Source organism: Streptomyces sp. bgisy159, from assembly GCF_057707805.1.
The window spans coordinates 1-12,919 of the sequence record NZ_JBYIQX010000079.1; the positions used below are offsets into that span (position 1 = coordinate 1).

Consider the following 12,919-nt stretch of genomic DNA (forward strand, 5'->3'; position numbering starts at 1 on the left):
ACCATCGACCCGATCCTGCGCGAGTTCCTCGGCGCCGCCGTACGCGCCGAGAAGAACATCATGATCGCGGGGAAGCAAAAGGCCGGTAAGACCACGCTGATGCGGGCGATGCTCAAGGAGTTCGACCCCGAGTGCCGGTTCGCGACCATCCAGACCGAGGACGAGCTGTTCGCCCACGCCAACGGCTACCACAAGCAGGTCGTCTCCCTGGTCGGGCGGGAGTCCAACGGGGAGAAGGACGTCACCGGGCGCGGCGCCGGTGAGGTCACGCTCCTGGACCTGATGCATCCCGCGCTGCGGATGTCGCTGGAGCGGATCGTGGTCGGCGAGGTCCGCGGCCCCGAAGTCGTCGCTATGATGCAGGCGTTGACAAACGGCTCCGGCGGCAACCTGTGCACCATCCACGCGCGGCGGCCGGACATCATCTTCGACCGGATCGCCGAGCTGTACGCGCTCGCCCAGGAAAACCTCTCCGAGCAGCTCGCCTACCGGCAGACCGCCAACGGCCTCGACTTCATCGTGTACGTCGACATGACGGACGAGACGCAGATCGGCGGCCGCCGCCACCGCTACGTCTCCCACGTCCTGGAACTGACAGGCATCGGCGAGAACGGCCGCCCCGCCACCAATGAAATCTTCGCCCCCGGCCGCGAGTGGGGAGAGCTGCGGGCGGTTCCGAAGATGGACCCGGGCTGCATCGACGACCTGCGTCGCGTCGGCTTCGACTCCTCGCTGCTGCAACAGCCCTACGGAGCCTGGCCGGCGCCGTTGCCGCTGAAGGTGGGGGTGAGCCGATGACCCTGCTGTTCGGGCTGCTGAGCGGCATGGCCGTGATCGGCGGGCTGATCGGTGTCGTGGCCGGTGTCGTGGGCACCACGGCGCCGCGGCGGGCCCCGCTGCGTCAGCGGTGGCAGGCCCTGCGCGGCGGGAAGAACCGGAGCGAGGACGCCCGGATGCGGCGGCGAACCCTCGTGGTCGCGGCCGTCGTGGTCTTCGTAGCCGTGTGGCTGATATCAGGGAACTTCGTCGCCGGTGCACTGCTGGGCGCAGCCGTCATCGGCGTGCCCTGGCTGATCACTCCGGCGCAGATGGCGCAGGAGCGCATCGGCCAGCTGGAGGCACTCAGCGAGTGGACGCAGCGGCTGGCCGGCCTGCTGCGGCTGGGCATGGGCCTGGAACAGGCGATGATTACCAGCCGTCAGGGCGCGCCGGACGAACTCGCCCCGCAGATCATCAACCTCTCCGACCGGCTGCGCCTGGGCTGGCGGCCGGAAAGAGCGCTGCGCGCGTTCGCCGACGAACTGGACGATGTCACATCGGACAAGGTGACCGCGGCGCTCATCCTGTCCGTCAACGACCGCGGCCCGGGCCTGGCTCAGGCCTTGGAGGACCTGTCGGGCACCGTCCGCGAGGAGGTCGCCCGCAAGCGCGCCATCGAGGCCGACCGGGCCAAGCCGCGCACCACCGTGCGGTGGATGACCATCATCACGGTCGGCGTCGTAGTGGCCGGGTTCTTCGTGCCCAGCTACACGAAGCCGTACTCCACGCTGTTGGGACAGCTCGTGCTCGCCTTCCTGACGGCCGGATTCGTCGGCGTGCTCGCCCTGATGCGGCAGTTGGGCAACTTCCGCCGCATCCCCCGCTTCCTGGTCACCGACCCGGCCAGCACCGTCCGGCTGCCTGCGCCCGCGCCGGAGCCGGAGAAGCCGGTCGCCGCCCGCGAGCCGGAAGGGGCCGCCTCGTGAACCTGATCCCCGTAGTTCTGACCGGCGGCACGGTCGGCGCCGGCGTCGCACTGCTTATCCGGGAACTGCTGCAGCCCCAGCCAGCATTGGGTCCAGCCCTCAAGCGCAGTGCCCCGGCCACGTTGACGATGCCCGAGCCGGAACTGGACCGCGAGGAGGTGTGGGGCCGGTGGCTGCTGGCCCGCCTTGAGCGACTTCCCGGCGTGAGGGTGCCCACCACGAACCTGGCCCTGCTCGGGCAGGGACCGGGCCAGTTCATGCTCAAGAAGGTCGCACTCGCCGCGCTGGGTCTGCTCTGCCCGGTGATTGCGACAATCCCGTGGATCATCGCGGGCGTCGGCCTGCCGTTCTACGTGCCCGCCGGCGTCGGACTCATCGTCGCAGCCCTGCTGTTCATCACCCCGGACCTCGCCGTGCGAGACCAGGCCAAGCGGGCGAGGGAGGAGTTCGCGCACGCCCTGTCCGCCTACCTCGACCTGGTCGCGCTCAAGCGGGCCGCCGACGCCGGCCCCGCCGAAGCGTTGGAGAAGGCCGCCGAGGTCGGCGAGGGCTGGCCCTTCCTGTACCTGCAGGGCGCACTGCGCCGGGCACGACTGGAGAAGATCCCGCCGTATCAAGCACTCACGGAACTCGCCCACGAGTACGACCTGCCCGTCCTGGACGACGTCGCCGACATCATGCGCGGCAGCGCCACCGACGGCGCCGCCGTCTACAAGGCGCTGCGGGCCCGTACCGCGGCGCTCAATGCGGAACTGCTGGCTGATCAGGCCGCCGAGGCGAACGCGGCCAGCGAGAAGATGACCGCGCCGGGAGCTCTCTTGGCCGTTTTGGTGATGCTGCTGATGGCTTTCCCCGCAGTGATCCGCATGCTGACCGTCTGAGACCACTCCGACTCGTTCAACGCTCCAGAGAGGTAAGGAACATGAAGCACACCGCAGCCCGCACCCGCGCCAACGGCGCGGTCCTCCGTCTGACCACGCGCGTGCAGGAAGGCCTGCAGGAGGCCGCCCGCCGACCGGACCGCGGCGACATCTCCACCACGACCGTCATCATCTGGGTGGCTGCCGTCACCGGTGCCGTCCTGATCGCCGGGACTATCGCCGTCGTGATCGCCAAGTACAACGGCAAGCTCAACGGGCTGTGACCGAGCGGCTGAAGGACTGGTGGCAGGGGCGAAGATGGCGCGACGACCGCGGTGACACCAGCATCCAGATGGCGATCATCTTCCCGTTCGTGCTGCTCGCCACGGTCGCCATCATCCAGGCGTCCATGTGGTACTACGCGCGGCAGATCGCCCTGACCGCCGCCCGCGAGGGCGCCACCGCCGCCCGTGCCTACCAGTCAAGTCCGGCCGACGGCGCAGCCCAGGCGCGGGCCGTGCTGGCGCGCACTGCGGGTGACAGCCTGAGCGGCTACAGCGTTTCCGCCAGCAGCGACGGGCAGCGAGTGCGGGTCCAGGTATCCGGCACGGCCCTGTCGATGATCCCGGGTCTGTCGGGCCTGCGGGTCACGCAGTCGGCGTCCGGCCCGGTGGAGCGCTGGACTGTCCCGGGGGAGTGAATCACGTGCGAGACATGGCCCGCCTGGCTCACAGGCTTCGCAGCGATGAGGGCAGTGCCGCGATCGAGGCGGCCATCATCCTCCCGTCGCTGATCATGTTCCTGTGCCTGGCGATCGCCGGCGGCCGGATCGTCACCTCCGGCGCGAAGATCGACTCTGCGGCTGAGGACGCGGCCCGGGAGGCATCCATTCACCGCACGGCGGCGGCCGCCCAAGGAGCCGCACAGTCAGCAGCCGCGGAGTCCCTCAACGACCAGGGCATCAAGTGCGCGTCGACATCCGTCCGCGTCAACACCGGCGGCCTGAGTGTGCCGGTAGGGCAGGTCGGCACGGTCACCGTGACCGTGACCTGCACGGTCAATCTGTCGGATCTGCTGCTGCCGGGCGTGCCGGGAGCCAAGACGCTCACGTCGACGGCGACCTCGGTAGTGGACCAGTACAGACAGCGAGGTGACTGATGATCTTGCACCGGATTCGGCAGGCCCGCGGTGACGACCGAGGCGGCGTCACCGTGTTCGTCGCCGTGTGCGTGCTGGCGCTGATCGGCATCATCGGCGTCGCCGTGGACGGCGGCAGCAAGATGCGCGCCACCGAGCGCGCCGACTACATCGCCGGCGAGGCCGCCCGGGCCGGCGGGCAGGCCATCGACCCCGCCAATGCCATCAGCGGCACCGCGATCACCGTCGATCCCCAAGCGGCGGCCGCCGCGGCGCAGGCCTACCTGAGCTCCGCCGGCGCCACCGGCACGGTCAGCGTGTCCGGCGACGGCAAGACCCTCAACGTCACTGTCACCGGCTCCTACGACACGAAGTTCCTGTCGGTGGTCGGGATCGGCTCTCTGTCGGTGACCGGCCATGGCAAGGCCACCCTCCTGCATGGCGTCACTGCTCCCGAAGGAAACTGATGCGCACCACCACCCGCTCCCCCGCCGCGGCGGTGGGCCGCACTCTGGCCCAGGTCTTCAAGGCCGTGATGAGCCTGCTCGTCCTGGCCGCCGCGGTCGCCGGGCTGCCGCTGCTGCTGGCTTGGGCCACCCCGGTCATCTGGGCTGCCACCCACGACGACCTCACCCACGTGCTGGACCGGCAGGACACCGGCAGCGTGTTTCTGCTGGTGCTCGTCGCGGTGGGCTGGATCGGGTGGGCGCAGTTCAGCTTCTGCGCGGTTCGCGAGCTGATCGCACAGATGCGGGGCCGTTCCTGGCACGCCCCGCGAGGGATGGGTGCCTCGCAGCGCGCCGCGGCCCTGCTGATCGGCAGCATCCTGGTGCTGCTGCCCACGAGCTCGGCGCTTGCCTCCGATGCCCAGGCCGCGCCAGCTCCCACGGCGGGACTTCTGCCGGGTCAGGCGTCCCATGCCCCGCAGGAAGCCGCCCAAGCCGACCAGGCCTCACCCTCATCCTCCGCGAGCACGTCGGCGTCGCGTATGTACACGGTGCGCGAGACGCGGCCGGCGGAGAGCTTGTGGGGCATCGCCGAACACGAGTTGGGGGATGGCGAGCGGTGGCGGGAGATCGCCGATCTGAACGAGGGACGGACCATGGCCGACGGCACGGTCTTCCGCGCGAACAGCTTTCTGCAGCCCGGCTGGCAGCTTCAGATGCCCGAGACCGCTACGGCTGCGGGAGGCGTCCGTACCCAGCTGAGTGACAGCGCCCCGGCTGCCGAGGAGAAGGGCGGGCACGTCGTCACGGTCCACTCCGGCGACTACCTGTCGAAGATCGCAGAGAAGGAGCTCGGCGACGGCGACAACTGGCCGCAGCTGTTCGAGGCCAGCCGGGGCAAGCCGCAGCCGCACGGACTGCCCGAGATAACCGACCCCGACGTCATCTACGCGGGGCAGCAGGTCACCGTGCCCGGTACCCAGTCCGATCAGCCGTCCCAAGACCGGGGCCACGGCGAGGAGTCCAGCAGCCAGGACACCGCTCCCCCGGCCACCCAGAACCCCGACGACACGCAGAAGCCGGGCGGCAGCACGGGGGATGCGCCAGCGCCCGCACCCAGCCAGACCCAGGCTCCTGCACCGCAGTCGTCGGCACCCAGCGCGCCGTCCAGTCGTCCGGCCGAGCAGTCCGGGCAGGGTCAGTCCTCACTGTCCGAGGCGGCGTCCGCGACTCCCGAGCCCAGCGCCTCGGCTTCTGCTGCTACGCCGTCGGCGTCGGCCGAGCCGTCCGGCTCCGCTGCCTCCTCCCCCGCGCCCGAGGCACCGGCGACAGCTCCGGCCAGCAGCCCGCTGAACTTGCGTATCGTGCTCGGCGCCGGCGCGCTGCTCGCCGCTGCGATCACCGGGGCGCTCGCCCTGCGCCGGACGCTGCAGCGCCGACGCCGCAAGCCGGGCGAGAAGATTGCCATCGCAGCGGAGATCTCCCCGGCGGAGGCGCAGTTGGCGGCGGCCGCCGAGCCCGGCGGTGCTGCCCGCCTGGACGTGGCGCTGCGGACCCTGGCCCACCACGTCGCCCAGCAGCAGGAGGCCGGCGCGGTCCTGCCGCCGCTGCGGGCCGCCCGGATCGGGACCCGCGCGGTTCAGGTGCTGCCCGAGGACCTCGTACAGGAACCCGTGGCACCTTTCACTGCCGGGCCGGGCGGCTGGTGGGTCCTGCCCGTTGAGGCCGCCCTCCTGGACGAGGAGGCCGCCCGCGACGTGCCGGCACCGTATCCGGGGCTGGTCACGATCGGCAGCACCGAGGCGGGCGACCTGCTGCTGCTCAACCTCGCGCAGCTGCCCGCGCTGCTGCTGGACGGCAATCCGGTCCACATCACCGAGGTGTGCACCTCGCTCGCCCTGGAACTCGGGATGAGTCCGTGGGCGGCCGACGTCGAGGTCGTCACCGTCGGCTTCGGTGAGGACCTGCCGCAGCTGCTGCCCACCGCGCGGATCGCCCACATGCGTCAGGCCACGCACGCGCTGCGTGATCTGAGCGAACGCCTGTTGGAAGCACATCAGATGCCCGAGACTCAGCATCAGTCGTATCTGCTGCTGTGTGCGTCCTCCTTGGATGAGGACACGGCCTGGCAGTTCGCCGACGTGATCTCTCGGGCGGGGGCGGTACCCGTCGCGCTGATCGCCCCTGCGAGTACGGCGGCTGCTCGTTTCCCCGAGGCGGAGATCCTCAACGCTTCCCTCAGCGACCCGCAGACCCTCGAGTACGCCGGCACCGACATCACGGTGCAGCGCCTGGAGCACGCCGCCTACCTTCAGATCACCACCGCGTTGAAGGTGTCCGGGCAGCCGTCCCACCCGGCCGAGGGGCCCTGGGAAGACGTCCCTGACGAGCTCGACAGCGCGCAGCAGCCCGAGCACGCGTCGCCGGAGGAGTCCGCGCCCGCAACCACTGCAGCCTCGATCCCGTCACCGGCGGCGGCAACGGACGTGAGCAGCGAGGTCTTCCCGGCCCTGCTCGCCGCCAGCACCGATCCATCCGGGCTCCGGCTCCTCTCCCCCGCCGCTACGGACTCCACCAACGCGGCAAGCGCTGCGGAGTCTGACGCCCCGGGGGCCGCCGTCGAGGAGCCTGCGGTGCCGGCGGGGGAAGAGTGCGAGACGCAGGACCTGCACGCCCCGGAGATCCGGGTGCTGGGGCCGGTCGAGGTGACGGGCGTGGACAGCACCGGTCACGGCCCCAGGATGGCGCAGCTGGCCGCCTTGTTGTACTTCCGGCCCGGCCGGAGCGCGGACATGCTGTGTGCCGACATGGATCCCGTCAGCCCGTGGTCGACAAGCACCCTCAACGCGCGGATGCAGGGTCTGCGCAGCTCCCTGGGCAGCGACTCGTCCGGCAACCTATATGTGCCGCGCCGCAAAGCCGGCGAGGATCCGTACCGGCTCGCTCCCGGTGTGCGATGCGACTGGAGCCGTTTCCTCCAGCTCGTCGAACGCGCGCTGCCGCTTGGCCCGTCCGGCCTGAGCGACTTGGAGAAGGCTCTGGCTCTGGTGCGGGGCAAGCCGTTCGGCGGCCGGCCGCTGCCCTGGGCTGAGCCCCACGCTCAGGAAATGATCACGCGGATCGTCGACGTCGCGCACACCGTGGCCACCTACCGCATCCCCGCAGGCCCCCACCACGACCTCTGCGCCGCCCGCCAGGCCGTCGCAACCGGTCTCGACGTCGACCCTACGGCGGAGCTCCTCTATAGGGATTGGATGCGTCTTGAGGCTGCTCGCGGGAACCGCTCCGGACTGCACACCGCGATCACCCGCGTGCAACAGGTCAACCGGGATTTGGACTGCTCGTTGGAGATGGAGACCTCTCAGCTCATCAACGAGCTCCTCAACAGCTCGGGCACGGCGGTACGCAAGGCCTTGTAGCCGCAGGTGCGCAACGGCCGGGCGGTGCGGCTACTGGCTGGGGGCAACGTCTCGGGCCGCGTAGGCGAGCAGTTCGCTGAGGGCCACCTCGTTGGACGCGGGCGGCCGGCTGCGCCACTCCCCCAGTGTTTCCCGTACGGTCTGCGCAACCGCGTGCGCGTGCTGGGCCAGGTCGTCGTCCAAGGCAGCCACTCCCCCGTCCTGAGCACGTCCGGTGACGATGACCGGCCCGTGGATCGGGTACAGGGAGATGCCGCGCCAGGCGCTCGCCAGGGCCCATGCGGTGATGTTCTGCGCGAGCCTGTTCGCGCGTCCGCCTCCTTGGATGTGCAGGATGGCTCGTCGGTGGTACACGCCTTGATCAACCGCGTCGGTCGTTCCGATGTGGTCTTGGATCGCGGAGTGCGCGCCGGTCTCGGGCAGGTCGAGTTCCGTGACGGTGGTGTCGGGGGCAATGCGCAGGGCGCGCATGGTTCCTCCTGTCTCGGTGGCGGGTGCGCAGTGCGCCGACCGCTGTGCGCCCTGGCTGCGCAATGGGCATCGCGGCTGCGCAATGCTGGGCTGACCTGCGCTTTTTCTTGACTGCGCAGCCGTTGGCGCTGGCTGGCTTGCTGTTGCGCAGTGACGAGCAGGGCGAGGCTTCTTACTGCTGTGGCTGCGCGTGGTGGCGGGTCAGTGCCTGCCAGCGCCGTTCGAAGTCGACGGCCTGCTCGGCGATGTAGTCGGCTGTGAGGGGCCGGTTGTGCTGCGCGGTGATCCCGTGGGCTGCGCACTCTTGCGCAATGGCGTCGAGCGACGGGGTTTCGTTGCGCACCCGCTGTTCCGCCCAGAAGTTGTAGACGCGGAACGGCAGGAGGTAGCGGCGCAGGGTGGAGGGGCTGACCGGCTTTCCGCCGCGGCCGGTCATGCCCTTCTTGCTGGCGAGGTAGGCGGAGAGCTGCTCGGCCTTGGGTTCCTCGCCGTGCTCGGTCTGGTACTCGGTCCAGGCGAGGTAGTAGCGGTCGACGGTGGTGAGCGCGGCGGGCTCCCCGGTCGCGTCGTCCTCGCCCGGCGGCTCGTCGATGGGGGCGCTCACCCGGGGGCTGCGCGTCTCCTTGGCAGGGTGCGCGCCCACGCCGGCCGGTGTCTCCGCAGACTCCTCCTCGTTCGGGAGGGGCTCGCCAACGGGTGCCTGCGCGGCGGGCTCGGTGGCTTCCCCGTCGGCGGGCGGCTCTGTCTCGTCGAACTCGCGCTGCCGGAAGGTGGAGACGAAGTACTCCAGGTCTGCGCCTGTGATGGGCTGGCCGTTGCCGCCGGTGATCTGGTCCCGTTCGTAGACGTACGCGGCGAGGGCGTCCGCATCGGGGTACGCCCCGTGCTCCTGCGCGTACGCGAGCCACGCGTTGTAGAAGTAGTCACCCCATCCGTCGTCCGTGTCGCTCGGGGCTTGGGGTTCGGTCCCGTCCCCGGCTGCGGGCATGTGGCGCTGCTTGAGGAGCTGCAGCAGGGGTTCGAGCTGTTCGTCGGACAGTGGCCCGCCAGCCGCGGTGGCGATGCCGTACTGTTCTTGGAGCCACACAGCGAACTGCGAGCTGGTGGGCTCGAATCCGAAGGCGGCGATCCAGTCTTGGTAGGCGTTGGCGAGGTGTTGGGCGTGCCCTTCGTCCGCAAGGCCGTGCGATGGCTCCGAGGGTGCGGTGCGCGGTTGCTCCACCGGCTGGAGTTGGACGCCGCGCACCGGCGCCAGTTCCTTCTCCTGGTTGACGGCGGCCTCGAGTTCGGCGCTCTGCCGCTGAGCCGGAACCGGAGTCCGCTCGACAGTGAACTGAATCGGAAGCTCGTCAATGCCCGCAGCAGCAAGGCCGGCCGGGGCCGTCTCGGCCAGGGGGACGCCGTAGCGGGCTAGGCGGAGCGGCATAAGCGACTCCACCGGGGCCTTGCGGCGCCAGGCGCGGCCGAAACGGGAGCGGAGGCTGGCCTGGTAGACGAGGCGTTCCTGTTCGAGCTTGATGACCTGCTCGTAGGAGCGCAGCTCCCACAGCTTCATGCGGCGCCAAAGCAGGAACGTGGGGATCGGCGAGAGGAGCCAGCGGGTGAGGCGGACGCCCTCCATGTGCTTGTCGGCGGTGATGTCGGCGATCCGGCCGATCGCGTGCCGGGCGGCCTCAACCGCGACGACGAACAGGACCGGGATCACCGCGTGCATGCCCACGCCCAGCGGGTCGGGCCAGGCTGCCGCGCCGTTGAAGGCGATGGTGGCGGCCGTCAGGAGCCAGGCTGTCTGCCGCAGCAGCGGGAAGGGGATGCGGATCCAGGTCAGCAGCAAGTCAAGAGCCAGCAGGACGCAGATGCCGGCGTCGATGCCGATCGGGAAGACGTAGGAGAAGTCCCCGAAGCCCTTCGCGATAGCCAGCTCACGGACAGCCGCGTAGGACCCTGTGAAACCGATGCCGGCGATGATCACAGCGCCGGTGACGACTGTGCCAATCAGGATCCGGTGCGCCCGGGTGAGTACGGGTTGTACGCCGTTCCCTGCCGCCGTCACGTTGTTGCCTCTCCCTTATGTCTCGGCTCGTTGTGCTCAGGTCTCACACTCCCATGTACGAGGCGTGGGTGGGACTGTTCGCGTCGCATGGGCGGTCAATCGGAAGCGAATGGTGATCATCTAGGGGCTTTTCAACCTCTCGTGCCTTCCGGCCTGCCACCAGTCTCCTCGCGACCCAAGGGCGCTTATGTATCAGGTCCTACGTTCCCGGAAGATGCGCAAATGGCCTAGTTAGGGCTCGGTTCTCGGGGGTGATTGCGCCGCAATCACCCCCGAGAACGCTGTACGGGTGTCGGCGGCCGATAAGCTCGCGACCGCGTCAACTCAGCATCCCCACGGAGAAGCCCATGCCTCAGAAACCCGGCCTCAAGCGAGACCTTGCCGCCGAGAGGGCAGCCCGCAAGGCAGCCACCCAACAGGCCCGTCTCGTACCGCAGGGGCTGCCGACCGTGCGTCCCGATCAGCTGATGCCGAGCCCGGAGAACGGGCGCAGGAAGCTGCTGAAGATTGACGAGTTGGCTGACACGCTCCGTACCGACGGGATGAACACCGCTATGACGGTGATCCCGCCGGATGTCTACGTGGAGATCTATCCGCAGCACAAGGAGGTCGTGGAGGCTCGCGTAGCGGATGGAGTGCTGTTCGTCGTCCACCACGGGCATCGGCGTCTAGCCGCAGCGCTGAGGGCCGGCCTTACCGAAGTGCCCATTCTGGTGCGTCGTGAGGTGCCGAGCCTTCGTATCGCGGCCATCCAAGAGAACCTGCAGCGGATGGCCCTCAATCCAATCGAAGAGGCGCTGGAGTTCCAGGAGGCCCTCGACGAGAGGGACGATGCGGGCAAGCAACTGTCCCAGCGGGAACTCGCCAAGCGAGTCGGCTGCTCTCAGACCTACGTGTCGCATCGTGTCGCCCTGCTTCGCCTCGTGCCCGCTCTCCAGCAGGCGACCATCGACCACTGGCTGAAAGAGCAGCAGTTGCTCGACGTCAGCGACGAGGACGGCGCCAGCACACAGGAGCGGCTCCTCCTTCCCGTCCGGGAGGCTGCGACCGTCTTCGCTCGGTTGCGTCCCGATCTTCAGGAGGCCTTCGTACGTGGGGACCTGACCTCAGCGCAGGCCGCTGTCATCAGCAAGGTTCCTGCCGAGCAGCAGGCCATTCCCGTAACCGAGGAAGCCGGTGATTGCGGCGCAATCAATGAGGAGGCAGCCGAGCCTGCGGTGGCGCCTCTTCCGGAGCCCCGAACGAGTGAGCCGTCGGCCACGACTCCGTCTCCGGAAGCTTCTGGTAGGCAGCCTGCAGCCCCCCTTTCCCAACCATCCCTCCCAACTGGCAGCACGTCTGCTGACAGCAAGTCTCCGCAGCCAGATGCCGCTGCAACGCCCGTAGCGACGGATGCCGAGCCGCGTGGTGTGATCGTGGTGCGCAGTGTTGAGGATCTGGCGCTCAACATCATGGAGCTCTTGGAGCCCGATGAGATTGACGAGCTGAAGGCTCTGCTCTCCTCCTGAACAAGTTGCCCAGAGTCGCCCTACCGGTGGAACCCGGTGGGGCGACTAGTTTTTGCGGCGGTGGGCCCTGTAACGTGCGGCCCGGTAGTTGCATGGTCTTCGGGGTCCGTCGCCGAAGCACGGCGCCGGCCTCGAACGGTCTGTGATTGCGGCGCAATCAACACTGGCGCCAGCAGCACCACCACGCGGGATCCGCTGTCAGAAGGTCATGCCGCCCGGTATCAATCCCTTCCATCTGCAGTCGTTGATCACGCGACATAACGCGCACCATCCCCATCCGGGACTGATTGCGCCGCAATCATTCGTGGAGGCTCCCTCATGACTTCGTCCCAAAACCGCGCCGCTGCAACGGCAACCACCAGTCGTATCGCCCGCGTGCTCGCTCTCACGAACCAGAGCGGCGGCGCCGGCAAGACGACCTCGGCCGTGAATATCGGGGCCTGCGCGGCAGATCTCGGTCTCACCACACTGGTGATCGATGCCGACGCGCAGTGCGATGCGTCAGCAGCCGTCGGCTACGACAATCCGGATGACATCCCCAATCAGGCGAACCTCTACGACGTTCTCACCGGGGCAGCCAAGCTCGAGGACGCTGTGGTGCAGGCCATGGCCGGCCCGATCGGTGAAGACGGCACGAAGTCGATTCCCAACCTCTTCGTCGTGCTGGGGTCCAGTTCCCTGGAAGAGGCCGAGCAGTTGCTCGCGCCGAAGACAGGCCGAGAGTTCTGGCTTCGGTCGCAGATCGAAAGGGTCCGGGACACCTACGACCTCATCCTCATTGACTGCCCCGGCAACCTCGGTTTGATCGTCGTGAATGCGATCGTCGCTGCAAGCGAGGTCGTAGCCTGCGTCAAGCCGGGCTGGAAGGAACTCCGCGCCCTGACCCGCATGGAAGCAAAAATCGACGAAATCCGGGACACCTTCTCGGCCATGGGAGCCGCAGCTGAGCTGTCCAACATCCTGATCGTGGACTGCCCGACAACCCGCAACCAGGGCGCCGTGTACGACGACAGTCAGCAGCAGGCAAAGGAAGCCTATGAGGAGCTCGTGCTCCCCACGGTGCGCAGGAGCCCCCGCATCCCCGAGGCGTACGCCGCTCAGAAGGCGCTGCGCTTCTACGACCCCTGCACCGAGAACCCGTCGAAGCTCACCCCTGAAACGGCGATGTCCGCCACTGATGACTACTACCTGGTGACCCAGGCGCTCGGGTTCACTCGCCGGTAAATGATTGCGCCGCAATCAGTCACGCAGCAGTGGGGGGGGGGGGGGGGGGGGGGGGG

12 protein-coding genes are annotated in these 12,919 nt (G+C 68.8%); 10 read left to right on the top strand and 2 right to left on the bottom strand.

All coding sequences use genetic code 11. The features are described from left to right. From AC3ET3_RS35245 to AC3ET3_RS35280, 8 genes are all read left to right on the top strand, one after another. The coding region (locus AC3ET3_RS35245) for an ATPase, T2SS/T4P/T4SS family (protein ID WP_435613647.1) at nt 1-798 on the top strand (798 nt) is incomplete at its 5' end. Continuing rightward, entirely contained in the window at nt 795-1,745 is a 951-nt protein-coding gene (locus AC3ET3_RS35250) for a type II secretion system F family protein (protein WP_435613648.1), read from the top strand. The genes AC3ET3_RS35245 and AC3ET3_RS35250, both read left to right, overlap by 4 nt. Next, nucleotides 1,742-2,626, top strand: a complete 885-nt coding sequence (locus tag AC3ET3_RS35255; RefSeq protein ID WP_435613649.1) for a type II secretion system F family protein — start codon at nt 1,742-1,744, stop codon at nt 2,624-2,626. Before AC3ET3_RS35250 ends, AC3ET3_RS35255 begins: the two co-directional genes overlap by 4 nt. A gap of 41 nt (nt 2,627-2,667) precedes the next feature. Then, complete coding sequence (locus AC3ET3_RS35260; RefSeq protein ID WP_435613650.1) at nt 2,668-2,889, top strand: hypothetical protein; 222 nt, start codon at nt 2,668-2,670, stop codon at nt 2,887-2,889. Beyond that, nucleotides 2,886-3,305 carry a TadE/TadG family type IV pilus assembly protein gene (locus AC3ET3_RS35265; protein ID WP_435613651.1) on the top strand — a complete coding sequence of 140 codons (420 nt, stop codon included), beginning with the start codon at nt 2,886-2,888 and terminating at the stop codon, nt 3,303-3,305. The genes AC3ET3_RS35260 and AC3ET3_RS35265 overlap by 4 nt, the downstream gene beginning before the upstream one ends. Nucleotides 3,306-3,319: 14 nt before the next feature. Then, complete coding sequence (locus AC3ET3_RS35270; RefSeq protein WP_435613652.1) at nt 3,320-3,763, top strand: TadE/TadG family type IV pilus assembly protein; 444 nt, start codon at nt 3,320-3,322, stop codon at nt 3,761-3,763. After that, the gene (locus AC3ET3_RS35275) at nt 3,763-4,209 is read left to right on the top strand and encodes a TadE/TadG family type IV pilus assembly protein (protein ID WP_435613653.1); all 447 of its coding nucleotides are present in this window, start codon (nt 3,763-3,765) and stop codon (nt 4,207-4,209) included. Before AC3ET3_RS35270 ends, AC3ET3_RS35275 begins: the two co-directional genes overlap by 1 nt. Continuing rightward, nucleotides 4,209-7,607: a LysM peptidoglycan-binding domain-containing protein gene (locus AC3ET3_RS35280; RefSeq protein ID WP_435613654.1), complete on the top strand. Its 3,399-nt coding sequence runs from the start codon at nt 4,209-4,211 to the stop codon at nt 7,605-7,607. The genes AC3ET3_RS35275 and AC3ET3_RS35280 overlap by 1 nt, the downstream gene beginning before the upstream one ends. Before the next feature lie 30 nt (nt 7,608-7,637). Here the strand turns inward: AC3ET3_RS35280 and AC3ET3_RS35285 are convergent, their stop codons facing one another. Further along, nucleotides 7,638-8,078, bottom strand: a complete 441-nt coding sequence (locus tag AC3ET3_RS35285) for a hypothetical protein (protein ID WP_435613655.1) — start codon at nt 8,076-8,078, stop codon at nt 7,638-7,640. Between the two features lie 172 nt (nt 8,079-8,250). Continuing rightward, nucleotides 8,251-10,131, bottom strand: a complete 1,881-nt coding sequence (locus tag AC3ET3_RS35290) for a DUF2637 domain-containing protein (protein WP_435613656.1) — start codon at nt 10,129-10,131, stop codon at nt 8,251-8,253. A gap of 347 nt (nt 10,132-10,478) precedes the next feature. Here AC3ET3_RS35290 and AC3ET3_RS35295 point away from each other — a divergent pair, with 347 nt between their 5' ends. After that, a complete protein-coding gene (locus tag AC3ET3_RS35295) occupies nt 10,479-11,639 on the top strand; it encodes a ParB/RepB/Spo0J family partition protein (protein WP_435613657.1) in 1,161 nt (386 codons plus the stop codon). Nucleotides 11,640-11,957: 318 nt separating this feature from the next. Next, nucleotides 11,958-12,863: a ParA family protein gene (locus AC3ET3_RS35300; protein WP_435613658.1), complete on the top strand. Its 906-nt coding sequence runs from the start codon at nt 11,958-11,960 to the stop codon at nt 12,861-12,863. Nucleotides 12,864-12,919: the final 56 nt, after the last annotated feature.